Source organism: Terriglobia bacterium, from assembly GCA_032252755.1.
Classification (GTDB): Bacteria; Acidobacteriota; Terriglobia; order Terriglobales; family Acidobacteriaceae; genus JAVUPY01.
The window spans coordinates 84,915-110,704 of sequence record JAVUPY010000088.1 but is presented as its reverse complement, the minus strand read 5'-3'; the positions used below and the strand labels follow the sequence as shown (position 1 = coordinate 110,704).

The following is a 25,790-nucleotide window of genomic DNA, read 5'->3' as shown; positions in this document are numbered from 1 at the left end:
CATCACTGAGCGGCCGCCTGGGGGTTTTCCAAAGGCGGCGATTCTGTTTTTGGCCCGAATAACGCTCAACCTCGAAGGGAGATTCGTAGTGTCGTCTCAGAAGAATTTTCGTCTGCCCACGCTGGCCAGCCACGGCGGTGTCTCGCCGGATGCGGTGCGCCGGTATCCCGTAATCGTTTTGAAATTCGGTAGCTCGGTCCTGTGCAGTGAATTGGACCTCCCCAACACGGTGGAAGAAATTCGCCGCTGGATCGATTCCGGCCATCGTGTCGTCGCTGTCGTCTCGGCAATAGGGAATACGACCGATACACTGCTTTCGCTCGCGAAGTCGTTCGGCGAAAACATCAATGATCATTCCGTAGCCGCGCTTCTCGCGACGGGCGAGGCGACGTCTGCGGCGCTGCTTTCGCTCGCGTTGGATCGGGCGGGAATCGGGTGCGCGATTCTGGATGAGACCCGACTTGGGCTGCGAACGCATGGGGCAGTGCTCAACTCGGAGCCGGTGGAGATCAATGCCGCGGAAGTGCATCGAGTGTTCGAGCAAACGCCGGTGATCGTCGCGCCGGGATTCGTGGGACGGTTGCCGGATGGATCGCTGTCTCTGCTGGGAAGGGGCGGGTCGGACCTGACGGCCGTGTTCATCGCGCAGAAGATCGAGGCGAACCGCTGCCGGCTGGTGAAAGATGTCGATGGAATTTTCGAATTCGATCCCGCGACATCAGAAGCCGAGCCGCGACAATTCAAGACGTTGACTTGGCAGGAAGCAATCGAGATCGGCGGCGGGATCGTGCAGCCGAAAGCGATCGATTTCGCGGCGCAGCACCTGTTCCCGGTTGAAGTCGCGGCGCTCAATTCGGATTTGCCGACGCTGATCTGCGATCGCAGCAAGTCGTTCTATGAAGCAGAGGCGGTCGCGGCGGAAGAACGGATTCCGTACCCGTTTTGCCCGACTTCTGAAGCGGAAGAAGAGGGAACGGCGGGGAGGCTCGCGTGAAACTCGGCAGCCGAGCGGTCATCTTCGGCTTCATCCGCGATCATCAAGCGAGGATCCAAGCCTTATTATCGCCAGGCGGGAACCATGTCACGCTCGTAGGTGGAGATGGCGTCTTCGTGCGCGAGGGTTAGGGCGATGTCGTCGAGGCCTTCGAGGAGACATTTCTGGCGGAAGGCGTCCATTGTGAAGTTCACGCGCAGGTCGCGGTCGTCGCTGATGGTCAGGTTCGCGACATCGACATTCAGCTCGTACTTACCGTTTGCGCGACGGAATAACTCGTCGACAATCTCTTCGGGCAGAGTGATCGTCAACAGGCCATTCTTCGCGGCGTTGGAGTGGAAGATGTCGGCGAACGATGGCGCGATCACCACGCTGAAGCCATAGTTCATGAGCGCCCATGCGGCATGCTCGCGCGAGGAGCCGCAACCAAAATTCTTGCGTGCCAGCAGAATGCTCCCACTGTTATACGGCTCCTGGTTAAGGATGAACTCCGGTTTTGGCGTGCCGTCGGCGTTGAAGCGCCAGTCGAAGAAGAGGAACTCGCCGTAGCCGGTTCGCTCGATGCGCTTGAGGAACTGCTTGGGGATGATCTGATCGGTATCGATGTTCGGGCGATCGAGCGGCACGACCTGGCCGCGATGTTGGCGCAGAGCTTCCATCGGCTACTCCTTATATTTCCAGTCCCGCACGTCGACGAAGTGTCCGGCGACGGCTGCGGCAGCGGCCATGCTGGGGCTGACGAGATGCGTGCGACCGCCGCGCCCCTGGCGGCCTTCGAAATTGCGGTTGCTGGTCGAGGCGCAGCGCTCGCCTTCCTGAAGGATGTCGGGATTCATGCCAAGGCACATAGAGCAGCCGGGCTCGCGCCACTCGGCGCCGGCATCTTTGAAGATGCGATCGAGACCTTCTCGCTCGGCGGCTTCCTTTACTTGGCCTGAACCGGGTACGACGATGGCGTGCACCTTGGGATTGATCTTGTATCCGCGGAGAACGCGCGCTGCCTCACGAAGGTCTTCGAGACGCGCGTTGGTACAGGAGCCGATGAAAGCTTTATCGATAGCAAGATCTTCGATCTTCCCGCCTGCTCGGATGCCCATGTACTCGATGGCACGATGCAGAGCTTTCAACTCGGCTTCGCTGCGGGCATCCTGATCTTTTGGGACGAAGCCGCTTACGGGTGCGGACATTCCGGGCGAAGTTCCCCAAGTGACCCACGGTTCGAGTTTCGAGGCATCGAATTCGACGACGCGGTCAAATCGCGCGCCGGGATCGGTCGACAACGTTCGCCAGTAGGCGACCGCCTGATCCCACTTGCTTCCCTTAGGCGCGTGCGGACGATCTTTCAAATAAGCAAATGTAGTTTCGTCGGGTGCGACCATGCCGGCGCGGGCGCCACTCTCGATGCTCATGTTGCAGAGCGTCATGCGGCCTTCCATGGAGAGCTTGCGGATGGCCTCGCCAGCGTACTCGATGACATAACCAGTGCCGCCATCGGTGCCGATCTGGTGGATGATGCCGAGTGCGAGGTCCTTCGCGGTAGTTCCGCGCGGGAGGTCGCCTTTAACGAGTACCTGCATTGTTTTCGGCTTTGCCTGCGGCAGGCACTGTGTTGCGAGAACGTGCTCGACTTCCGAGGTGCCGATGCCGAAAGCGAGGGCTCCGAAAGCGCCGTGCGTGCTGGTGTGGCTGTCGCCGCAGACGATGGTAATTCCGGGCTGCGTCAGGCCCAACTCCGGGCCGATCACGTGGACAATGCCCTGGCGACGGTCGCCAACGTCGTAGAGAGGAATGCCGGCGGCTTCACAATTCTTGCGCAGCGTTTGGACCTGCTGCGAAGCGATCTGGTCCTTGATGACGAAGCGATCTTCTGTAGTCGTCGGTACGTTGTGGTCGACGGTGGCGAAGGTTAGATCCGGTCGGCGGACCTTCCGGCCGTTCAAGCGCAGGCCCTCGAAGGCTTGCGGTGAGGTCACTTCGTGAACGAGATGAAGGTCGATGTAAATGAGTGCGGGTTCGCCCGCGGCGTGTCGCACAACGTGGGCGGACCATACCTTATCGAAGAGGGTCTGTGGGTTGGACATAACCGATATAAAATCCGAAAAAGACCCAGGTTAACGCCCAACCACAGGGCGTGAACCTGGGGCACCTAATACCTTCTAATTTATACCGCGTGATACGCCATCCTGCGGTTTAGCAGATCGCAAACGGTTTCGGCAATACGCGCGCCAACCTGTTCTGTGGTATTCGTACGCTTCCGCGCGGCTTCCGTAGTCGTGAGGTCGGGAGTGCGATAGCCGGCGTCGAGCGTGTTGCGGATCGCGGTCTCGATGCCCTCAGCTTCACCGACGAGTTTGCCGGTATAGCGCAACAGCATGGCGGCCGAGGCAATCGCGCCCAGCGGATTAGCAATGCCTTTGCCGGCGATGTCTGGTGCCGAGCCGTGGATCGGCTCATACAATCCGACCGGGCCGCCTATGCTGGCCGAGGCCAGCAGGCCGAGCGAACCGCTGATCACGGCGGCTTCGTCAGAAAGGATGTCGCCGAACAGGTTTTCCGTCACGACCACGTCATAGCGCGTGGGCGTCATGATCAGCTGCATGGCGAACGAGTCGACCAGCGCATGCTCGAGTTTCACGTCGGGATACTCCTTGCCGACACGGGTGACGACGCTGCGCCATAGCCGCGAGGTCTCGAGAACGTTAGCTTTGTCGACCGATGTAACTTTCTTCTTGCGCTCGCGAGCAGCTTCAAAAGCCACGCGGGCGATGCGCTCAATCTCGGGCTCCGAGTAGCGCATCGTGTTATAGGCGCTCTTGTGCTCCGTGTCGTTAGCGCGGGGCTCGCCGAAATAGAGGCCACCGAGCAATTCACGAACGATGAGCACGTCGGCGCCACGCCGCAGCTCGGGACGCAGCGGAGAACAGTCGGCGACCGACTCGTAGGCGATCACCGGACGCAGGTTCGCATAGCAGCCGAGCGCCTGGCGAATCGCAAGCAAGCCGGCTTCAGGGCGAAGATGCGGAGCAAGACCGTCGAACTTAGGCCCGCCGACTGCGCCAAGCAGGACCGCATCGGACTCGAGGCAGGTGTCGAGCGTCTTCTTGGGAAGCGGATGGCCGCTGTCTTCAACGGCGGCACCTCCGATGAGGCGCGTGGTGAAATCGAAGTTGTAACCGCACACGTCGGACACTGTCCGGAGAACTTGCACTGCCTGGGCCGTGACCTCCGGGCCAATGCCGTCGCCCGGAAGAACTGTGATTCTTAGTCGCATGAATGAACACCCTGGGAAACGCTACCCGTGACCGGGCTGCGGCCTGTCATCACGAGGGAGATCAGGTCTTGGTCGTAAACCTTCTTCTTGCGATCCGCCAGTTCGGTGAATCGCGTGTAGAGATGAGAAATTTCATCGCCGCTCAAGTCGTAACCGAGTTCGCGATACTTGAAGGCGAGCGCGTGACGCCCGGAATGCTTGCCAAGAACGAGACGCTCGGCGGGTACGCCGACGGATTCCGGAGTCATGATCTCGTAACAGAGCGGATTGCTCAATACCCCGTGCTGGTGAATGCCGGCTTCATGCGCGAAGGCGTTGCGCCCGACAATGGCCTTATTGGGCTGCACTTGGAAACCGACGATTTCGCAAAGCAACTGGCTCGCCGAGTAGAGCTGCTCGCGGTTTACTCCACACGTAACTGGGAAAAGATCGTTTCGAACGTGAAGTGCCATAACGACTTCTTCGAGTGAAGCGTTCCCCGCGCGCTCGCCGATACCGTTGATAGTGCACTCGACCTGTCGCGCTCCGGCGCTGACGGCCGCCAGGGAGTTCGCGACTGCGAGTCCGAGATCATTGTGGCAGTGCGACGAGACGGTGACGTTCTGGATACCCTTGATGCGCTCGCGAATGGTGCGGATCAGGTTGCCGTATTCCGTTGGAGTCGTGTAGCCGACCGTGTCGGGAATGTTCAAGGTGGTCGCACCGGCGTCCACGACGGCCTGCAGGACTTCGCAGAGGAAATCGACATCCGAACGAGTCGCGTCTTCGGGCGAGAACTCCACGTCCTGGCACATGGATCGCGCGAAGGCGACGCAATCCTGCGCCTGGCGAAGGGCATCGCTGCGGGTCATCTTCAGCTTGAAGCCGAGATGGATATCCGACGTCGCAAGGAATGTGTGGATACGCGGACGGACGGCGTCGCGAATGGCGTCCCAGGCGACCTCGATGTCGTGCCGCGTGCAACGGGCGAGAGCGGCGATGCGAGTGTCGCGAATCTCGTTTGCGATGCGTTTGACGGCCTCGAAGTCTCCGGTGGAAGCAACAGGGAACCCGGCTTCGATGATGTCGACGCCGAGCGACTCCAGATTATGCGCAAGGCGCAATTTCTCGCCGGTATTCATGCTGCAACCGGGGGACTGCTCACCATCGCGGAGGGAGGTATCGAAAACCAGGAGACGGTCGCTTACGCCACTGATATCCATGGCGACCAATCTGGGGCTTAGGAATCGATTAGTCAAACTAATATAATTTCGACAATGATTACAACTTGTGATTTAATCAGTCGGGGTGATGCCACAGGGGCTCCCGGGTGATATATGGATTTGTATCAATTGGAAACCTTTCTCGCCGTAGCGCAGGAAAAGAGCTTTTCTAGGGCTGCGCAGCGCCTCCACCGAACGCAATCAGCTATTAGCCAAACCATAAGCAGGCTGGAAGAAGAATTAGGTGAAACGTTGTTCGACCGGTCGTCACGGGACGGCACATTGACTGATGCCGGGCACCTGCTGGTGGAATATGCCGAGGAGTTGCTTAACCTTCGTTCTGAAGCCCGCGATGCCCTGGCCGAGTTGCGGCAGTTGCACCAGGGCAAGTTGGTGATCGCGGCCAACGAGTTTACGGTGCTGTGCCTGCTCCCAATTCTCAATGAATTTCACCGCCTTCACCCGACTATCAAGATTCAGGTGCAGCGCGCTCTGGCGAGCCAGATCCAGCGGCTGGTTGTCAATCACAACGTCGAATTTGGCGTGTTGTCGTTCAAGCCGGATGATGAACAGTTGAACTCGACGATCTTCTACCGAGACCAGTTGATATTTGTCGTGTACCCGTCGCACCCACTGGCGAATGCTAAGAATGTCAGTATTCGAGACCTCGGGGCGGAATCCTTCGTTGCGCACAACGTGGTCTCGCCGTATCGGGCAAAGGTGATCGAGGCGTTCAAGAATTCGAAGACGGTGCTGAACATGAATGTGGAATTGCCGACGTTGGAGTCGATCAAGGAGTTTGTACGGATGGGCAGCGGCCTGGCGATGGTACCGCGAATCACCGTCGAGGACGACCTTGGCCGTGGGGACCTCGTCGAGGTTCCGATCAACGAACTGCGGCTGGAGCGGCTAATGCGGCTTGTTGCGCGCGAGGGGGCACCAATGTCGCATGCCGGCAGGGCTTTTCTCAAAGTATGCGAACAAATGGCGGCAGCACCCAACAGCAGATACAGGTTCCAATCAGAGCGTAAGTCACGCCGCGCGAAGGCACGAACAGCGCCCGCATAAAAGTGGCTCTGGAATCGTCAGCGTTTTGGTGTGATCGTAGGCTAGTTTTTGCGCATCCTGTGAATCATGGCCACTTTCGCCGCGGTAGACATCGGCGCTAACTCCGTCCGGCTCAAAATCGGTCGGCTCCGGAATAACCGGCTCGTTGAACTTGCCGACGACCGCGAGGTCGTGCGCTTGGGCGAGTCGGTATTTCGGTCTGGGCTGCTCGATCCCAAGGCGATGGCGCAGACGGTCAAAGTCCTGCAGCGATTCCATCGAGAGGCTCAAAAGCATGGCGCAACGGTGGTGCGCGTAGTCGCCACGAGTTCGTTGCGCGACGCGCGGAATTCCTCGGCGTTCATTGAGTGGGTGGAGTCGGCGACCGGTTGGCGCATCGAAGTGATTTCCGGCCTGGAAGAGGGGCGCCTGATTCACTTTGGCGTGATGGCGAATGCGCAGATTCACGCCGACCGTGTGCTGCTGATGGATCTTGGCGGCGGAAGCTGCGAGATCACCGTGTCGGTTGACCACCAGATTCGCGATATCGTGAGCTTGCCGCTGGGCGCGGTGCGGCTTACACGAGAGTTCCTGCAGCACGATCCGCCAAAGAAAAAGGAGTTGGAGCAGCTGCGGGCATTCATCGCGGAAGAAGTAGGCCGAGTCGAGCGCCGCATGAAGAACGCGGGGGCACAGGTTGCGATTGCGACGTCTGGAACGGCGGCGGCACTGGCGGACCTGTACGCCGCACGAGCGGATGTCGAGTCGAGTACAGTACCGCGGAAAGTGGTGGTTCAACTCGCGGAAAAATTATCAAAGACGGGGCTCGAGCAACGCCGCGCTATGCCGGGGATCGGGCCGCGGCGTGCGGAAATCATCGTTGCCGGTGCGAATGTTTACAGCGAGCTTCTCACCCGGCTTGGTCTCACCAGTTTCCGGTATCTTCCTCTCGGCCTGCGCGACGGCGTGCTGGCACAGATGGTTGCCGACTATGACAGCCATACCCGGGTGCGGCGGCAGGTGGAAACGGAGCGCGCGCACTCGCTGCACGAATTGGAGGAGCGTTACAGTGTCGATCGACGCTTTGCGGAGCGGGCGCGGAAGAATGCGGTTGCACTGTTCCGAAAGCTCAAACCGATTCATTGTCTGCCGGCCGAATACGAAGAGTGGCTGGCTGCGGCCGCACTCTTGCATGAGATAGGGTCCTACATCAATCGCTCGGGTCGGCACCGGCACGCCTATTACCTGATCGCGCATTCGGAAATTTTCGGGTTCACCACGCATCAGCGTGAAGTGGTGGCGGCGATCGCGCGATTCATGGGACGCTCAAAGCCGGCTCCGAATCACCGCGTCATACGCGTGTTGCCGGAAGTGGATCGTCATTACGTCGTCAGGACGGTAGCGCTGCTCAGGTTGGCACTAGCTCTCGACCAGGGAAGGGCAGCGGCGATCACGAGTTTTCGCACGCGCGTGCACCCGGCCGAAGTGGAACTCATTCTGAAATCGAAGCGCGGTGCGGGCGACCTGGAGATGTGGGCGGTCGATAAAGAGCGCAGCTATTTCCGCGCGGTCTTCGGGCGCGATTTGTCAGTTGCGCTGGACTGAAGGGTGCGGACGATCCGTGGCGTGATACACCACATCAATTCCGCGCCCTCTTTTCCGCTGTGTTCTACTCTTGCGGCGCCGCCTTTCTTAAGATCGATGGCTCCGCTTTCATTGCCGTTGCTGAGCAGGAGGCTGCAGAATTCGCTCAGGTTGGGATTGTGTCCAACCACCATGATGGAGTCGAACTTGCGATTCTTCTGCAGCAAGGCGCGAAACTGTTCGTAGGTCGCTTCCGGACGCAACGCAGCATCCATTTTCAGATTACCTTCATAGCCAAGCTCATTTGCGACAAGGGCAGCTGTTTGGGTTGCGCGTTTCAATGGGCTGGAAATGATGGAGTCAACCTGGATATCCATCGCGGCGAGAGCGCGACCGACTTCTCGGCACTGTTCGATTCCATCTTTGTCGAGGGGACGCTTTTCATCCTGTTTCGGATTCGAGCGCTTTTTCCCCGCGCTTGCATGACGTAAGAAGAAGATGACCATAAGGATCTATCCTAACTCGCTGACCGTACACCGCGAGTTCGAGTGGGCGCCGGAGCCTTCGGGATGTCTTCGAATGTGCGCTTACCCTCGGCGACTTCAATGAGGAACTGCTGCGCCGAAAACCCGGTGGAAACGTTGGCGGAGCGGCCACGGCCACGGTGCTCGCGAACATATGTCCCGTTACGCTGGAGGATGCGGGCCTTTGCAGTGTCGCGCAGATAAGCTTCGAGGATTTCGTGGCGCACCCGGTAGCGCAGCATGGAATCTTTCAAGGGGAAGATAACCTCTACGCGCTCGTACAGATTTCGCGGCATCCAGTCGGCGCTGCCGAGATAGATCTCTTCGTCTCCGCCGTTTTCGAAATAGAAAATCCGGCTGTGCTCGAGGAAGCGGCCGACGATGCTGCGGACACGAATGCGATTGCTTAAGCCGCGGATGCCGGGCTTCAGCGCACAGGCGCCTCGGACGATGAGATCGATTTGAACGCCGGCCTGCGATGCGCGATACAACTCCTGGATGACACCCTTGTCGATGAGCGCGTTCATTTTCGCGATAATCCGCGCGGGGCGACCCTCTCGGGCATGCTCGGCTTCGCGGGCGATCAACTCAAGAGTGTGGTCGGCGAGGTCAAGAGGGGCGACCAGCAGCGGGTCGTATTTCGGATACTCCGCGTAGGCGGTGAGGAAATTAAAGACGTCGTGGACTGGTTGCGTCAGGTCCGTGTCGGACGTCAGCAGGCTAAGGTCGGTATAGAACTGCGCGGTGGTCGGGTTGTAGTTGCCGGTGCCCAGGTGAGCGTAATGGCGAATTCGGTCTGTTTCCTTGCGCGCAATCAGCGTGAGCTTGCAGTGCGTCTTGAGGCCGACGAGGCCGTGGAAGACCTGGATGCCGGAGTCTTCCATGTGGCGAGCCCAGCGGATATTAGAGGCTTCATCGAAACGGGCTTTCACCTCGACGACCACGGCGACTTCTTTCTGGCGAGCAGCTTCGACGAGGGCTTCCACGATCGGAGAGTCCTCGTTGGTGCGATAAAGCGTTTGCTTGATCGAGAGGACGCTTGGGTCTTCCGCCGCTTTTTCGATGAACCCGACCACGGTTTTGTAGGAGTCGAAGGGGTGGTGCAGCAGCACATCGTGCTCGCGAATTTCATCGAAGATGGTTTTTGATTTCTTCGAGAGTTGAAACTCTCGCGCAGCAAACGGCTTGAACTTCAAGTCGGGACGGTTCAGCCCGGAATAGATATGCATCAGGCGCGATAGATTGACCGGGCCCTCGGCCTTGTAAACCTGCCAGTCCTGGAGTTCAAAGACGGTCTCAAGCTGCGAGACGATTTCCTGGTTGGCTTCGCTCTCGATTTCGAGACGGACGGCGTCACCCTTGCGACGATTCGATAACTCCGTGCGAACCGAATCGAGAAGACTGCGCGCTTCTTCTTCCTGCAGATACAGGTTCGAGTTGCGGGTGACTCGGAACGCACCCTCGGAGATGATTTCGTAGCCGCGATACATACGGGCGGCGTGAAGTTCTACGAGGTCGGCGAGGCCGATGAAATCGTCGGTGAAGCCTCGCTTCGGAAGGCGCACGAAGCGTGGCAAGGATCGCGGCACCGTGACCACACCAATGTAGGTCGACGACGAGCGGCGGCGGCGCTTCAGCAGTAATGCCTGGCACAGCGCCTTGTTGATTACCCGTGGAAAAGGATGGGCGGGATCAACCGTCACCGGTGTCAGGAGCGGATCCAGTTCGCGATCGCAGTAATCCTGCGCATACTCCAGGGTTTCGTCGTCGAGTTCCGCGAGCCGGAGGATGCGGATGCCGTTCTCGGCAAGGGCGGGCCGAAGCTTCTCGTTCCAGCAACGATACTGGGCGCGAACGAAGCGGTGAGTCTCTTCGGCAATCTGCTCCAACTCATCGGCGGGTGTAACGCCATCGATGCCGGGATCGGTGTAGCCATCTTCCAGACGCTGGAGCAGGCTTGAAACTCTTATTTCGAAAAACTCGTCGAGATTGCTGGCGGTGATGGCGAGGAACTTCACGCGCTCCAGAAGAGGGTTAGATTCGTCGAAAGCCTCTTCGAGGACCCGGCCGTTGAACTTCAGCCATGAAAGTTCACGACCGATGTAGTACGACGGGTTTTCCAGAGGAGAACGCACAATCACACCGGTGGCAGCGAAGGGTTAAGCAGCGGGCGCAGCTCTGAATTTTACGTAGGAACGTACAGACAACTACCAGGCAATGAATAGCAGCCCCGGCTTCCCCAACAGCTATATAGATGCTACAACGCCCGACGAGGGCATCACAAACTCTCAGCGGCGCCGACCTCTGTTATGACGCCCTGTCCCCCATCAATTTAGGCCGCATGTTCGGATCGTTCAACTGGTCCAGTGACACAACTGTGCTTCCTCCGCAACGTTGGCAGCGGTAGCTGAACCCACCCTCTTTCTCGCTGGCGAGTACAGCCTCCATGCGCGAACCGCACTGCAGGCAGGTGATTTTCGCTGGTACTCGTTCCGGAATCCAGACTGGGCGAACTCGTGCGATAGTCATACTTCTTCTCCAGGGTAGGTCCTGCCTTAGGGCAGGAGAAGGACGATCATTCCGATATGCGTTTCGGAAGATGCCGAACACTGCGCTCTTCCACCAGGTGTATCAATTCCTCGGCTAGGTTCGTCACGTGGTCTCCCGCGCGTTCCAGCGCCTGCGTCATAAATAAAATGTCGATGCTCTCACGACTATCCTGCGTTTTATTGCTGTGCTCGAGTTGCGACCTGAAAATCTGTTTTCGCAATTCGTCGATTTCGCGGTCGCGCGCAATCACCGCATGACCGGGTTCAACCGTCCCGTTCACGAACCCTCTATGTACCTCTTCGAGCATGGAAATGATCAGCTTGGCCATGGCCCGCAGAGCGTCTGTGTCCCGCGGGCGCAACTTGGGCCGCGTATCGTTCAAATGCTGGGCGATCCACCATACCAAGTCCCCGACTCTCTCCAGATCCGTAATGAACCGGAGACACGCGAGCAAGTCACGGGCCTTGCGTTCACCTACCCGAGTGATCGCCTTTGGTAGTTGTTCGTCGATCTCCCGCTCGATCTGATCCAGTTCACGCTCGCACTCTTTCACGGTCAGGAAAGCCATTCGCGACGATTCGTCAAGAAACTCGCGAAGGTTCGCCACCGCGTCTCGCGCAATCAGGAAAGCGCGTGCAGTCTTGTCCTTCAGTTGACTGCTCGCTGTCTCCTGATTCTTTCGGCCCGAAACCGGTGCGCGCGATGACATCACTCTACCTTGTCGAACGAGAACTGCCGGATTCTCAACCCGGCTGACATTCTAGTGATGTGATTCGAAAGGATTGTTAAAGGAGTGTTAATTCAGCCGCCACAGGCAGTGGAAATCCGAAGGTTCAGAACTGGTTTTGAGAGCAGCCTACCGGTGCTGCCGCGATGTGAGGAACTGCCGAAGGCGAGTGCGGTCTTCGAGAGGAATGGATGCGATCTCAAAGCCGACTTTGTGCGAGTCGAAACCGTGCAACAGGACTCGGGCCCGTACTTTGCGAAGTCCGAGCTTGAACTCAACCTGCCCATCGCTTCCAAGGTGCGCACGGTCGTTTGCTGTTCCGCCACCGCCGCCGAGACTCAGTGCCTCAACCGAAACGTCGCAGGTTCCTGTATCCGAGATGATTTCGGCGCGCATTTCTCCGTCGAGTGGGACGCGAGTGTAGCGTCTCTGGCGCACCCATTCTCCGGAAGCCGGTTTCAGCGGGGCGAGCAGCAACTCGGGCATAGAGATGCTGGAGTGCTTCATGACATCAGTTGCGACTTGGGACTCGATCTTGAGAAGCGCCTGCAGGGCAACGATGCGGGTTTCGCGCGGGAACTCGAATTTCCAGACCGATTTAGCCAGCACGATTTCCTTCAGCAGCGCGACTGCGGATTTTTCGCGCAGGTTGCCGAGCGCCTCAATTACTTTCAGTTGCACGAATTCCGAGCGAGGATCCTCGCGACCTGCCTCGAGCATCAGGCGATCCATATTCGCTCTGCCGCTGAAACCGATTTCGTCTATGGCCTGCGGCAGCACGAGTTCGTCAAAGGAGTCGAACAGTTGTGAGAGGAGGATCCCGCGTTCCATCATGCCGCTGCAGGCAATCTGGTGAATGGCTGTGGCCTGCTGGAGCGGGGTCCAACTCGAGAGGCGTTTCTTCATCGTGCGTTCGACGTAGTGGCAATCGAGGGGAGTGAGCAGGCCTATGGCCGGTAACGCCTCGGATGCTTGATCGGTGCCGGCGCTGTGGCGAAGCGCTTCCAGAACCTGTTCGCCGACCCGGTCGGCGAGGCTGGTGAGCTTGCGGTACTCGGAGCGCTTGGCGCAACCGGCAGCTCGCTTCTTCAATTCGGTCGCCACCGCGTAAGGCATCTGCTGTAACGCTTCAACGAGGGCCCTGGGGGGAGCTTCAGTCGAGAGCGCTTCCTCGACGAAGCGTTCGGCGGAACCCTCTATACCAGCTTCGATATGAACGCGATCGCTGATCTGCGGAGCGCAACGTTGCAGTTCGCCAAGGGTGTCGAAGAACGCGGGCACGATCTCATAACGTTGTGCCTTGGCGGCTTCTCGGACCAGGGCTGCCAACGCGGTACAGAGCGGGGCCGTCAACTCCGATGCCAGTTCCCGGCTCAAGCTGCCGGAGACCTCGGCCATCGCCCATCGTGTGACGCGAAGTCCGGCGAGAGCGAATGTCGGAGCCAGGGTGGCGATACCATGTGCGACTCTCAACCGCGCTTCGGGATCGCTGGACTTCAGACTCAGGCAGTAATGGCGCAGGATTTGTTCAGCGGCCACGTCATTTTTCTGCGACAGGTCAGTCGCGAAAGATCCGATGTTGCGAGCCGGAACGCACCAGGCTTCCGGCGAGAGCAGTACCTGGAGCTTGTTTCTGTCGGGGATGCCTGCCCAGAACTGCCGGTCGAGAGCGTCGGGTTCGCTTTCAACGAGCAGTCCGGCGCGTTGCATTGTGTCTTCATGCGACCGGAGGACCTTGTGCAGGGCTTCGATTTCTTTCTTGAGTCTCTGCAGCATCTCGTGGACCGCATTTATTGGGATCTCGCCGCTGTGGTACTTCTCGAGCGCGACGTTTACCGCCAACTGCTCGGCAAGAGAGAGAAGCGCTGGCCGATCGCCTGAAGCTTTAATCGTGTTGGCCGATTCGATTGCTTCGCGTAGTGCTTGCAGTCCTGCGGTTGGTAGTTCCTGCGGCGCCGGGAGAGGGGTGTCGTCTTTGCGTTTCTGTCCGGCGCTCAGGCGGACGAGCCAGCGGATGGTTTCGGTGACATCACCTTCGGCGAGGCGCCCAGAGGTTGCGGTTGATGGCGTCGCTTGTGCGGAAGTGTCGCCGAGAGAGCACAGCATCCGCAGCAGATCGCTCGCCGAAACCGGACCGGTAATCGCCAATCCGGAGCGGGGCGAGATGCCGCTCAGCATCGCAGCCGCAATTGCACCTGTAAAGCCAAGTTCGGGTTCTGCAGGTTCTTCGCCGCTGACACGGAACTCCAGGAGGCGAACTGCCGATTTATCTCCAAGCTGTTTCTTGAACTCCGTTACAAGGTCGGGCAGCTTCGTTGTTGCCAGTATGCGGACCAAGGTGGTGAGTTGCTCCGCTTCGATTTCAGGAAAAAAACAGATACCTGCAATGCCGGCGCCGACTAGCATCTGGGATAGGGTTCGGTCGGCGCTCCCTGCCTGGAGAGGCTTGCCGTCAAGCAGGAGATGATCACCGGCGGCCGTCAGAACGAGCCTCTCTCCGCAGAGAGCGCCGCGCAATTCCTTCCAGGTATTCTCCAACTGGGGCGCGACTTGTCTGTGCGCCAGTCCATAGAGGTTGACCTGCTTCACAACGACATTCAGGTTGCGGACGAAGGCGCGCACGTACTCGATGTGGGTTCCCGTGGCCATGACCTTGAAACTATGCTCGCTCAACTTTAGGCCAATGCCGGGGGATGAACTAGTTACGTTGGGCGTAGGCACGGTTGGCGCCAGTGTAGAAAAGAGAGGACAAAAACCTCGTTTCCACCGTAGGCCCCCGGTTCTTCCGAAGGCAGCTTCGTCACAGCTTCGCCTTGAAAACTCCCGTCTGACCTCGGGTTCAGTGCCCGAAGGTACATGTACCGAAACTTGCGTGCCGTCGCATCCGCCCGGGTGCGCCATGGATTGTTCTTGCATCAAATCATTTCGGGACCGAACGGAAACATATCAGCTGGCGGCCTGAGAGTAGTCGACCGAACATTTCCACTCACCACCGGGCAGGAGATTTATGCAACGGTTGAGCAACGGTGGCAAACTGGGCCTTGCCGTCCTCTCCGGCGTCATCGTTGGCGCCATCGCGGCCGCAGTGCACCTCGCGACTATCCCTCACGACCCCGGGACGATGTTGCACGCGCTGATCGGCGACCTGGTTGCAGGTCTCACCACGGTTGTAGTTTGCCTCGCCATTCAACTCCGGCAGGAAGAAGTTCATTACCGAAACGCCATTGATAGGGCGGCGATCGTGGCGGAATTGAATCATCATGTTCGCAATGCGGTATTTCCGTTGTGTCTCCTCGTTCAGAAGATGGGGGACGGTGAATCTGTGAAGGCGGCCAACGAGGCGATGGACCGCATCAATCTAGCTTTAAAGGACGCTACCGCAGATGCGCTTTCCGGCCGCATTGATTACAGCGACCAGAACCAGACGGCAGCATAGATACGGGCTACAGGGTGCCCCGTTTATGACTCGGGTATTACTGGTTGATGATGACAGCCGCATCGTTCAACTCCTCTCGACCGTGCTGGAGATGAACGGGTTCGGAGTTACGCAGGCAACGTCGGCGTCAGAGGCGAGGGCGGCGATTGAAAGCGACGGCTTTGAGATCGTGATCACAGACCTGAGCATGGAGACACCGACAGCGGGATTCGAGGTCGTCCGGGCCGCCCGGGATCGGTCTCCGCGCCCAATTATCGTTGTGGTGACAGCTTACCCGGTACCTTCTGCCGAGTGGCGGCGCATGGGTGCCGACGCTCTCTACATCAAAGGGAGCAATACAACGGCGCTTCCTGAGCAGTTAAAGGAACTGATGCAGAGACGGCTCCGAGCATCATCGCCAAAGGCGGAGCCTATTCGCCGGGTGCGCTTCTCCTGAGGCCTGCGGTGGCTTGCTCGATTTGGTCGTTCTACTTCCCTCATTTACACTGATATTTTGGTCCAGGCTCCAGCAATTCTGTTTCTTCTGTCTGGGCATCTTTACCCTGAACCCCTGTAGGGCAAGGTATGAGTCCGAACGAAGGGTTCGCGAATCTAAATCGGGGTAATCTTTTTTGCCCGTCTCTGCGGAAATTCCGCGGCTGGTGGGGGATATAGTTTGTGAAAATAAAAGTACGTACTTACTTATCTTGGTTTGGCATTCTTTTCTTGTTGAGCTTAGGGGTCGAGGCGCAGACCACACCTGCGGCTGGTTATTCCGTGGGAACGCCGCCGCCTACCCCCAATGTCATACAGCAGCTCAGTGCCGGACAGACCCCTCTGGCGGGATCGCGCCCCGCTCCCCTGCAGCCGGGGACGGTCTCTCTCTCGCTGCTGGATGCCATTGACCGCGGGCTGAAGTACAACCTCGGCATTATTCTTTCCGAACAGGGGAACAGGTCGGCAAGCGCCGCCAGACTCCGCGCGCTCAGCGAGATGCTTCCGCACATCAACGCGCGCGTTGCCGAAAGCGTGCAGCAGATCAACCTGGCGGCCTACGGAATTCCAATCGCGCCGGGAACTCCCAGCATCATTGGACCATTCAGTATCTTTGACAGTCGCGCGCTTCTCAATGAGACTCTCGGATTCAACTCGCTCTACAAAGAGCGAGCCGCCAGCGAGAACGTTCGCGCCGCGCGCTACTCCTACCAGAACACGCGCGATCTCATCGTGCTGGTAGTCGGCTCTTCTTATCTGCAGGCGCTCGCCGATGCTTCCAGGGTTGCGGCGGTAACCGCTGAGGTCCAGACGGCGCAGGCCCTTTATGACCAGGCGGTGAACCTGAAGAACGCCGGGATGACGGCCGGAATCGATGTAATGCGCGCACAGGTGGAACTGCAGGCGCAGCAGCAGCGACTCCTCGTTGCCCAGAACGACTACGACAAGCAACTGCTTTCGCTGGCGCGCACCATCGGTGTGCCCATGGGACAGGACTTCAAGCTGGCCGACACGATGCCCAATTCCGCACCGGTGCCGATCACGTTTGATGAAGCTCTGAAGCGCGCATACGAGAAAAGATCGGATTACCACCAGTTGCAGGCGCAGCTTCGTGCCGCTGAATTGTCGGTGAAGGCGGCAAAAGCGGAACGGTATCCGGAACTAGGTGTCAACGGCGATTACGGAGTTCTCGGCAAGACTCCCGGGAATTCGCACGGAACCTTCACGGCAGCTACGGGAGTGACGATTCCCATCTTCGAGGGCCGTAAGATCGATGCGGATGTCCTGCAGGCCGAGACAGTATTGCAGCAACGCCAGGCCGAACTCGACGACCTTCGCCAGCGCATCGAATACGAGGTCCGCACGGCCTTCCTTGACGTCAATGCCGCAACAGCGCAACTCAAGGTGGCAACCAGCGCGCTTGCGGTCGCACGGGAGCAGGTTTCGCAGTCGCGCGATCGCTTCGCTGCCGGCGTGACCAACACGGTGGAAGTGGTGCAGGCACAAGAGCAACGCGCCACGGCGGAAGAGAATTACATCGACAGTCTTTATGCTCATAACGTGGCCAAGCTGAACTTGGCGCGCGCCCTCGGTGTTGCCGAAGAGGCGACGAAAAGATTCTTAGGAGGACAGCACTAGTGCCGGATTCCAGAAAGCCCCAGGACCAGGAACTCGAAGTTCAAGACCCCGACCTGCACGGACCCTGGCCGGAGGAAGACACCGCGGTTGTTCGCAAACGTGGTGTCAAAGCATACCTCCGCGAACATCCCGGCGTTCGTTATGCGTTAATCGCGGGCATCATTTTGCTTATAGTCGCTGGAACGTACGTCTGGCATTACTACTCGGTTCGGGAATCGACGGATGACGCGCAGGTCGACGGCCACATCACGCCAATCAGTGCCCGCGTGGGCGGAACTGTGATCAGCGTTGACTTCCATGACAACCAGCACGTTGAGACAGGCGCGATTCTAGTTCAGCTCGACCCGAAAGACTACGACGTAGCCGTCAAACGCGCAGAGGCGGAACTGGCCGATGCGAAAGCGGCGGCGGCCGCCGCGCGCACCAGCGTGCCCATCGCAAGCACGTCCACTTCGACCGGTGTTGAAGCTGCTGTCGCCAACCGTACCGCTGCACAGCGCGAGGTCGAAGCTGCCAACGCGCGAGTCCGTGAAGCCGAAGCGAATGCGGACAAGGTTGCAAAAGACCTCGAGCGCTTCAAGCAACTGATCACGAAGGACGAGATTTCGCGTCAGCAGTATGACGCCGCAGTCGCTGCCGACCAGTCGGCGCGCGCGACAGTCGACGCTTCGCGGGCGGCAGTTGCAACTGCGCAAAGTCACGTCATACAAGCTGATGCAGCGGTTCGCAGCGCGCAAACAGGGCCGCAGCAGGTGCGCGTGATCGAAGCGAAAGCGGGTGCTGCCGACGCAGCGGTCGAGAAGGCACAGGCAAACCTCGCACAGGCGGAACTGAACCTGCAGTACTGCACGGTTCGGGCGCCGGAGGCCGGTGAGGTCAGCAAGCGCTCCGTAGAAGTCGGGCAGACGATCCAGCCGGGCCAGCCGCTGGCAGCACTCGTCAATCTCGCGGACATCTACGTCACGGCAAATTTCAAGGAAACGCAGTTGCAGAACATGCATCCCGGGCAGGCTGTAACCATCCATGTCGACGCATTCGGCAAGGACCTCAAGGGGCATGTGGATTCCATCGGTGGCGCGACGGGTGGGCGCTTCAGCCTGCTCCCTGCCGATAACGCAACCGGAAATTATGTGAAAGTGGTGCAACGTGTGCCGGTGAAGATCGTTCTGGATCCTGGGGAAGATCCGAACCACCAGCTGCGTCCAGGTATGTCGGTGGTTCCCACCGTGTATACCGGAAAGTAGGGTGCTGGGCGATTGGTACTGGGTGCTTGCGATGCGGTATCCCAGTACCCAGCACCGAGTGCCTGGCACTGAATCAATTCATCCGAGAACTGGGAATTCGCAGTAATGCCGGAGAATCGTTCTAATCCGCCCGAAATCAATCCATGGATCGTCGCCGTAGCGGTGATGCTGGGCACGTTCATGGAAGTGCTCGATACGACCGTTGTAAACGTGTCGCTGCCGCACATCGCGGGCAGCCTCTCGGCGACGGTGGACGAGACCACCTGGGTTCTGACTTCGTACCTAGTCTCGAACGCCATCGTCCTCCCAATGACGGGCTGGCTGGCGAATCAGTTTGGGCGCAAGCGCATCCTGCTGATGTCGGTGGCGGGGTTTACGATGGCCTCGGTCGCCTGCGGACTGGCTCCGAATCTTGCCACTCTCATAATATTCCGTGTCATCCAGGGCGCGACTGGTGGCGGCCTCCAGCCATTGTCGCAGGCCATCATGCTGGAAGCTTTTCCGCCGGAGAAGCGCGGCAAAGCCATGGCGTTCTGGGCGCTCGGCATCGTGGTTGCTCCAATGCTCGGCCCGGTGCTGGGCGGCTGGATCACCGATACTTACAGCTGGCGCTGGGTCTTTTACATCAACCTGCCGGTCGGAATCATGGCCACCATCATGGCCAAGCTGTTCGTCTGGGACCCGCCCTATATCGGCAGGAAATCGGCGTATATCGACTACATCGGGATGGGCTTCCTGGTCATCGGCATCGGATCGTTGCAGGTTTTGCTCGACAAAGGCCAGACGGAAGATTGGTTCAGCTCGGATTTCATTCGCACCCTATGTGTTCTCGCGATTTTTGGTCTAGTCGCCTTTACTATTCGCGAGTTGATGACGAAACATCCGATTGTCGATCTCGGTGTTTTCCGAAATCGAACCTATGCGACCGGCGTTTTCATGATGACCATTCTCGGGTTCGTGCTCTACGGAAGCACGGTGCTGCTGCCGATCTGGCTGCAGACGATCATGGGATATCCGGCGCTGCAGTCGGGGTATGCCATGCTGCCACGCGGTCTCGGTTCGTTCCTGTTCATGCCGATAGTCGGCATTCTCATGGGGAAGATCGAGCCACGAAAGTTATTGATCATTGGCCTGATCGCAGCGGGGTACAGCCTCATCCTGCTTGGCGGCTTGGACCTGAACGCCGGGTACTGGGACATCTTCTGGCCGCAGATTCTGCAGGGAACCGCGATGGGCCTGCTCTTCGTTCCGCTCACCACAGTCACGAATGACGCGGTGCCGGTCGAGAAGATGGGCAACGCGACCAGCCTCTTCAACTTGATGCGAAATATCGGCGCCAGCATCGGCATTGCCTCGGTAACAACGATTTACGCTCGCTCCACGCGCAGCGATCTCAATGTCTTGAGTGGGAACATTACGCCATACAATACCGCGGCTACTTCAGCGATAGCGGGGTTGCGGGCGACAATGATGAAGGGCGGGGCGGACGTGTATACGGCAACGCAGCAGGCCTATGCCGCGATTTTCGGCATGATGGAACGCGAGGCGGCCATGCTCGCCTTCATTAAGTCCTTCCGCCTGCTGGGCATTATTTTCTTCTGCATGATCCCGCTGGTGTTCCTGATGCGCAAACCTCGGCATAAGGGCGGCGGGGGCGCGGCAATGCACTGAGACGCAGGTACCAGTCCTCGGTTCTCAGTTTCCAGTTGAAGACGCAAGGCTCTCGGCAGCAAGTTAACCGAGAGCCTTGCGTGCGTTGACCTCCAGTAGGGGTTATCCGCCGGTCGGTCCGTTGTGGCAGTCGTAGCAACTGACCTGGTGACCCGAACTCAGCGTCTTCGTCCTTCCGTCATCCACGTTGAATGTCTTAGTGGTGAGCAGCGTTGAGCGCGAGCTTCCCTGGTAAGTGGAGCCGTGACAGTAAGCGCATGCCGTGTATCCGCCGCCCTGCGCATACTGCGGGTGACTGCTCACCCATGACTGTCCGACGGTGTGCATCCCGTGCGGTCCGCCGTTATTGGTGGTTGCCAGGCTGGTGCCATGGCAGGTAGCGCACTCGGTAATCCGCCCGGCATAGCCTTGCAGGTTCGTGCTGTAGACGTTGTCATTGGCCTGATTCGTGGGGTATTCGGAGTGTTGCGATCCGTGACACGCCGAGCACTCGGTTGATCCGTGCCCCTGGCTGAAGCGGTAGAGGCTGAAGCCGCTGGACGGAACGTTAGAGTTGGTCGCGAAGGTCTGGTCGGAACTGGTGCGCTGCGTCCCGCTCGGACCAATGTTGGTGGAAGTGAACGCGGTCGAGTACGTCGTCGCGTTCTGGTGGCACATCTGGCAATTCGGTTCGTCAAGCCATCCCTGGCGGGTGGCAACGCCGACGCGGCTGAGATTGCCGTGGCAGCTGTAACACGCGACGCCGCTCATGGCGCCGCGCTGGCACTTGGTAGTCGCGCCCGGGTGGCACTGGTAGCAGCTGTTCGCAGGGTCGGTTGCGTTGTCGAGCGTCGTCGTGCTGCCCGGGAGCGTGACGCTCGAGTGCAACGTATGCATGGATTGCGTAAGAGGCGGAACCAGCGACTTGCCGGAACTGTCTTTCACGCCGGTGTCCATGCCGGCGGCGTTCAGTGCGTTCGACACGTGACAGGATGCGCACAGTACCGGATTATCGAGCGCGCCTCCGGCTAACGCCGTCTGGTAGAGACTTGCCTGGTAGTTGTATCCCTTCGACTGCACGGCCGAAAGCACTGCGGCTGGGATTGGATGGTCGTCGTCATGCTTCTTTAGGATGTTGAGCTTTACGTTTTGCGCGGCGGAATACTGCGTGATCCATCCGCCGGAAGGCATTGCAGCGCTGTTGGTTCCGGATGAGTGGCAGTTCTTGCAACTCATCTCGTCGCTCACGGCGAGAACGATGGCAGCGGTTGCGATGACCTGTCCCGACGAGTTCTTCGCTACGATCTGCGCCATCGGGTACGGCTTGCTGGCTCCCTTGTCGTCGTAAGGAGCGGTGGGAATGCCTTCGGCTTTCCAAAGTCCCTTCGTGCTGTCGTAAGTCATCTGCTGCGGGGTGAGGCTCTGCACCGGGTAGTTGTGCAGTCCGACGTCGGGGAGAGGCTGGCCGAGGAAAAGCAACCGGACAAACGTCCAGAAGTTCGTTTTCTGCGCGACCGTGCTCGTACCGTACGAAGTTGTATTGATAGATCCGGTGCTGTCGGCCATTGCCGCGTACGTGATTGTTATGCCGGATGTCACCGGGACGGGCTGGCTGCCCTTGGTAAGCAGCTTGGCATAAATCGTGTTGTAGGGTGGAAGCACGGAAAACACGGAATAGTCCTTGCCGTCCATGCAATGCATGCCTAACTCGCTCCAGGCGAGCAGGGCATAACTGCCGGTGCCGGTGCCGCCGCCGCCACCACCACCAGATGACGAGGTTGTAATCGTCAGTTTCACGGGAACCGTCGCCGACCGCCCACCGGAGGAGATAGTCACTGCGCCGCTATACGTGCCGGCGGCAAGACTTCCGGGCTTGGCCGAAACCGTTACGGTTCCCGGCGTGGTGCCGCTTGCAGGACCAGCGGAGAGCCATGTCCCGCCTGAGATAGAAACCGAAAAACTCTGATGCCGGTTTCCGGTGCTGATTGAAAGAGATTGGGCGGTCGGCAATGCTCCGCCTTGCTGATAGCTGAATGACAAGGATGTCGGGCTCACAACGAGCGTCGACGTCCTGTTTCTCGATTCAGCCCACGCCGTGCTCGCTCCGCCAGGAACAAGGATGGGGGAGAGCAACAATGCCAATCCTGCCAGCACGGTTGCCGTGACAAGTCTTTGATCCTTCGCTTTCACTTCTATCCTCCGTTCTGAAGTTCACAGAGGAGGCCAGTGTGTATGCGGGTCTCGGATGTTCCATGATCATCCACCCGCTCGACAAGAACCGCGAGGTTGAAAATCGAGGTGCTTTTCTACGTCACGGAACCATGTCGGCACACTGCCATTCTCGTGTGCGACGAAGTGGGTTCAGGAAGCGGCGAATGGCGGCAAAGATCGCCACCGTTTAAGAGTTGCGATACTTTGCAACATCGGTAACCCGCGAGTATGTGAGGTGAATCACTAACAAAGGTGACAAAAAGAAAAACTGGGTCGGTTGGACCCAGTTATGAATTATTTCGAAACGGAATCAGGGTTGAACCCAGTCCAATTGTCCGGTGATCAACGCTCCAGGATGTCCCGTTCCACATTGAGTGCAACCTTCTTTGGTTGCATTGGGAGCAGTGTCTCTCCTGTGCGCGTGGAGTTGCCGACGACGGCGACCTGTCCGATACGCATCATGCCTTTGCCGAAATCTGCAAACACCGGAACCAGCATGGCGAAATTAGGATCGACTTCGCTTTGCGTGATCTTCATCGACAGCTTCACTTTGCCGCCGTCCGCCGGAGTCAACTGGTACTCGAACTGATATTTCGGAACCTCCGTCCCGTACACCCACTCACGGAAGAACCAGTCCATCTTTCCGCTCCCTTGCAGGTCCATCGCTTTCGTCATGTGGCGCTCCACGATCTTTTCAAAGTCTTCGGTGCTCGCCGCACGGCCCTGATAGGTTTGGACGAAATCATGCATCGTGTCGATGAAGAGCTTGTCTCCGGGGGTGTACATAATGGATCGAAGCATTTGCAATACGTACGCGCCCTTGGAGTAGATGACATCCTGATACGCTTCCTCGCTTTTCGGCGAAATCAGGCGTAACCCCATCCAAATCGGTCCAGCGTCGTTCGGCGCGACTCCGAATTTGTTCTTCTCGAGAGTGCGATGTCGCAGGCGATCCCAGAATTGCAGATACTCCTTGTGGTTATTTCCGTACGCGATTTCTGTAAACAGCCCGGCGGAGAATTCGGCAAATCCTTCGGAGAGCCACTGGTCGTGATAAGAGGCCCAGCCCACCTCATGTCCCCACCACTGGTGAGAAACTTCGTGTGGGGTGACTTCATCGACGAAGCCGGTGAACTTGTTGTTGATGTTTCCGAACAGCATCCATCGCTGCGTGGAGTCGGTGTACGCGGAGATGGGAAGATAGACGAGGTAGGGCCACGACTGTCCGAAGTTGAAGTTTGGCTGCTCGGTAATGTTGATGGAATCGTAAGGGCTCTTGCCAAAATACAGGCTGCAGATCTGCAGTTGCGCGCGCGTCTGCTGCATCGCGAATTCGGTCATGCTGCGGGGAGCCATCGTTTTCAAGATGCTGTAGTTCGCGAGTGAACCGGGCAACTCGGTCAGATAGTAGCCGCTGATCTTGTAACTGGTCTTGTCGTCCTTGCCGCTGTCCAACTCCAATTTCTGGTAGTCGCCGTAGTTGAATCCGGCCACGGCTACCGGCATGGGTGTGACCCAATGCGTCACCGCGACGTCCTGCTCGACGGATTCCTGCTTCAGGTCTCCGACGCTGATCAATTTGAATTTGCGCGGCACCTTAAAGGTGAGGTCGTAGGTCGCGCGTTCGCCAAAGCCATTGAGGTTGGGATACCAGGAGCTTCTCGCTTGAACGTAGTAGGAACCGCCGCCGGCATTTTCAATGACCTTGTCGCCCGCATACTCGATCGTGATCGACGTCTCCTGCCCCATCGGTGGAGCTGCCGGAAGGACGACGTAAAAAGAGCCATCTTCTTTCCGTCCTTCCTGGATGAAGTTGAGGTTCTGTCCCTTATCGTCGAGGACCTGAGACACGCGGAGGTTCGGCAGCAAGCCGAATTTGACCACGCGCTCGCCTTGCACGAGCGGTTCGAACCAGATCGTGGCGGTGCTGAACAGATGCTGGTTCTTGGCAATGACAGTCTCGATTTTGTAGCGATGGGTGGCGAACAACCGCCGGTCCTCGCTGGAACTGGCCGTGCCGTTCAGGTATTCCGATTTCGTGTGCGCGAGGTACCACACGCCATCGTTCATGCCGTCTGTGTCGCAATTGATCAGCGCCACTTCTTCGGGTGAATCCAATTGCGGCAAGGCGCCTACGCGCATTCTCAGGAAGAAGCGCAGGTCTTTGTGTTTCTTGCCGTGAATGTACGCATTGAAGAACATCGGGTGGGCAGGGTTATAGATCGCGGCCAGAACATCGGCGTCGACATTGTCCATTGTCTCGTCGGTCAGCAGGGATTCGGTGAATCCGAGTGGTATCTCGCGGCGATGCCGCACCTTCTCCTCCCAATGCTGGAAGACCGCAGTCGCCTCGGCCGGTGTGGGCACGGGGTCCCCGATGCCGGCCAGCAAGCTGCGATGAGCGTCGCCGGTAAAGCGGATGACGACGTCGGTAAAATCTTCATCGAGTTGGTCGGCGCCGATCCGGCGGTTGAGTTCATGTGTGTCGAGAATCGTCACCGGTTTCAGCGTGAAGTGCCCTTCGCCGACGAACACTGCGCCGGTGGAGATCCCGTTCACAGGCGCCAGGAAAGTCAGAGTACCCTGTTCTAAATGGAAACTGCCGGCATCCACGTTGAGGTTGAAGTTCTTCACCTGGAAGCTCTGTCCCAGTCCGATCTCGCGCAACTTGCGGTATACCGGATCCGAATTCGCGTATGTACCCGGAGCGCCCGTGATGGAGAGCTTTGTTTCCTTCGTGGCGATCGCTAACGTCAGGTGAAGTTCTGACGCCGCGTTTGCATCAACTGCTTCCTCACGAGGTTCGAAGCCCGGTTGAGTGACGCGAACCGTGTACTTCCCGGGCTTCAGGTCTGGGGAGACGAAATGCCCTACGGCGTCCGTGGTGAGCAGAATCGGTTGCGCCAGGTCCCCGCCGCTGATTTCAACTTTCGCACCGACGATTACGGCGCCCTTGGGATCCTTCACGGTTCCGGAAATCGTAGCCGCATGCAACCATGTGGCGCTCAGCAGGAAAATGAGGAAGGAACTCAGTTTTAGCCCGGGATGTAACAGGACGCGTTTCTGGCGGCGGTCTTCGAGGCAGAGATGCACACTCGTCTCCCTCGAGAGGTTTCGGGGAACCGCTCGATTGTTGAAGGAATGAAAGGACCCGATTCTAGTGCGAAGGTCGGCGAATGTCAGCGATTTTCATCGTGACCAAGTGTAGGATTCGAGAACCTTTGGTGAATGAACCCGG

General features: G+C 58.5%; 19 protein-coding genes. 8 read left to right on the top strand and 11 right to left on the bottom strand.

Features of this window, described 5'->3' with window-relative positions; all coding sequences use genetic code 11:
- Window positions 1–88 precede the first annotated feature (88 nt).
- The gene (locus tag ROO76_21960; GenBank protein MDT8070836.1) at window positions 89–994 is read left to right on the top strand and encodes a hypothetical protein; all 906 of its coding nucleotides are present in this window, start codon (window positions 89–91) and stop codon (window positions 992–994) included.
- A 65-nt stretch (window positions 995–1,059) separates the two neighbouring features.
- Here ROO76_21960 and leuD read toward each other — a convergent pair whose 3' ends face one another.
- The 4 genes from leuD to ROO76_21940 all read right to left on the bottom strand — a co-directional run bounded on the left by leuD (window position 1,060) and on the right by ROO76_21940 (window position 5,467).
- Window positions 1,060–1,653: a 3-isopropylmalate dehydratase small subunit gene (gene leuD, locus ROO76_21955; protein ID MDT8070835.1), complete on the bottom strand. Its 594-nt coding sequence runs from the start codon at window positions 1,651–1,653 to the stop codon at window positions 1,060–1,062.
- A gap of 3 nt (window positions 1,654–1,656) precedes the next feature.
- Window positions 1,657–3,075: a 3-isopropylmalate dehydratase large subunit gene (gene leuC / locus ROO76_21950; GenBank protein ID MDT8070834.1), complete on the bottom strand. Its 1,419-nt coding sequence runs from the start codon at window positions 3,073–3,075 to the stop codon at window positions 1,657–1,659.
- Window positions 3,076–3,155: 80 nt separating this feature from the next.
- Entirely contained in the window at window positions 3,156–4,265 is a 1,110-nt protein-coding gene (gene leuB / locus ROO76_21945; protein MDT8070833.1) for a 3-isopropylmalate dehydrogenase, read from the bottom strand.
- Window positions 4,256–5,467, bottom strand: coding sequence for a 2-isopropylmalate synthase (locus ROO76_21940; GenBank protein MDT8070832.1), 1,212 nt, complete (start codon window positions 5,465–5,467; stop codon window positions 4,256–4,258). Before ROO76_21940 ends, leuB begins: the two co-directional genes overlap by 10 nt.
- A 129-nt stretch (window positions 5,468–5,596) precedes the next feature.
- Here ROO76_21940 and ROO76_21935 point away from each other — a divergent pair, with 129 nt between their 5' ends.
- Both ROO76_21935 and ROO76_21930 read left to right on the top strand, forming a co-directional pair.
- Window positions 5,597–6,535 carry a LysR family transcriptional regulator gene (locus ROO76_21935; GenBank protein ID MDT8070831.1) on the top strand — a complete coding sequence of 313 codons (939 nt, stop codon included), beginning with the start codon at window positions 5,597–5,599 and terminating at the stop codon, window positions 6,533–6,535.
- Window positions 6,536–6,601: 66 nt separating this feature from the next.
- The gene (locus tag ROO76_21930) at window positions 6,602–8,119 is read left to right on the top strand and encodes a Ppx/GppA phosphatase family protein (GenBank protein ID MDT8070830.1); all 1,518 of its coding nucleotides are present in this window, start codon (window positions 6,602–6,604) and stop codon (window positions 8,117–8,119) included.
- On the opposite strand, the gene sixA is transcribed toward ROO76_21930, so the two are convergent.
- The 5 genes from sixA to ROO76_21905 form a co-directional block, all read right to left on the bottom strand.
- A complete protein-coding gene (sixA, locus tag ROO76_21925) occupies window positions 8,071–8,604 on the bottom strand; it encodes a phosphohistidine phosphatase SixA (protein MDT8070829.1) in 534 nt (177 codons plus the stop codon). The genes ROO76_21930 and sixA overlap by 49 nt on opposite strands.
- A gap of 11 nt (window positions 8,605–8,615) precedes the next feature.
- Complete coding sequence (gene ppk1 / locus ROO76_21920; GenBank protein ID MDT8070828.1) at window positions 8,616–10,757, bottom strand: polyphosphate kinase 1; 2,142 nt, start codon at window positions 10,755–10,757, stop codon at window positions 8,616–8,618.
- A 172-nt stretch (window positions 10,758–10,929) separates the two neighbouring features.
- Window positions 10,930–11,151, bottom strand: a complete 222-nt coding sequence (locus ROO76_21915) for a hypothetical protein (GenBank protein ID MDT8070827.1) — start codon at window positions 11,149–11,151, stop codon at window positions 10,930–10,932.
- 46 nt (window positions 11,152–11,197) lie between these two features.
- On the bottom strand, window positions 11,198–11,881 hold the full coding sequence (locus tag ROO76_21910) for a PhoU domain-containing protein (protein MDT8070826.1): 684 nt from the start codon (window positions 11,879–11,881) through the stop codon (window positions 11,198–11,200).
- Between the two features lie 147 nt (window positions 11,882–12,028).
- On the bottom strand, window positions 12,029–14,548 hold the full coding sequence (locus ROO76_21905) for a hypothetical protein (protein MDT8070825.1): 2,520 nt from the start codon (window positions 14,546–14,548) through the stop codon (window positions 12,029–12,031).
- Window positions 14,549–14,906: 358 nt separating this feature from the next.
- Between ROO76_21905 and ROO76_21900 the strand changes: the two genes are divergently transcribed.
- The 5 genes from ROO76_21900 (at window position 14,907) to ROO76_21880 (ending at window position 20,362) form a co-directional block, all read left to right on the top strand.
- Window positions 14,907–15,335, top strand: coding sequence for a hypothetical protein (locus ROO76_21900; GenBank protein MDT8070824.1), 429 nt, complete (start codon window positions 14,907–14,909; stop codon window positions 15,333–15,335).
- A gap of 25 nt (window positions 15,336–15,360) precedes the next feature.
- Window positions 15,361–15,771 carry a response regulator gene (locus ROO76_21895; GenBank protein MDT8070823.1) on the top strand — a complete coding sequence of 137 codons (411 nt, stop codon included), beginning with the start codon at window positions 15,361–15,363 and terminating at the stop codon, window positions 15,769–15,771.
- Window positions 15,772–16,040: 269 nt separating this feature from the next.
- Window positions 16,041–17,447: a TolC family protein gene (locus tag ROO76_21890; GenBank protein ID MDT8070822.1), complete on the top strand. Its 1,407-nt coding sequence runs from the start codon at window positions 16,041–16,043 to the stop codon at window positions 17,445–17,447.
- Window positions 17,447–18,691: an HlyD family secretion protein gene (locus tag ROO76_21885; protein MDT8070821.1), complete on the top strand. Its 1,245-nt coding sequence runs from the start codon at window positions 17,447–17,449 to the stop codon at window positions 18,689–18,691. The genes ROO76_21890 and ROO76_21885 overlap by 1 nt, the downstream gene beginning before the upstream one ends.
- A 105-nt stretch (window positions 18,692–18,796) precedes the next feature.
- Complete coding sequence (locus ROO76_21880; GenBank protein ID MDT8070820.1) at window positions 18,797–20,362, top strand: DHA2 family efflux MFS transporter permease subunit; 1,566 nt, start codon at window positions 18,797–18,799, stop codon at window positions 20,360–20,362.
- Window positions 20,363–20,464: 102 nt separating this feature from the next.
- Here ROO76_21880 and ROO76_21875 read toward each other — a convergent pair whose 3' ends face one another.
- Complete coding sequence (locus ROO76_21875; GenBank protein ID MDT8070819.1) at window positions 20,465–22,531, bottom strand: hypothetical protein; 2,067 nt, start codon at window positions 22,529–22,531, stop codon at window positions 20,465–20,467.
- Window positions 22,532–22,894: 363 nt separating this feature from the next.
- Entirely contained in the window at window positions 22,895–25,645 is a 2,751-nt protein-coding gene (locus ROO76_21870; protein MDT8070818.1) for a M1 family aminopeptidase, read from the bottom strand.
- Window positions 25,646–25,790: the final 145 nt, after the last annotated feature.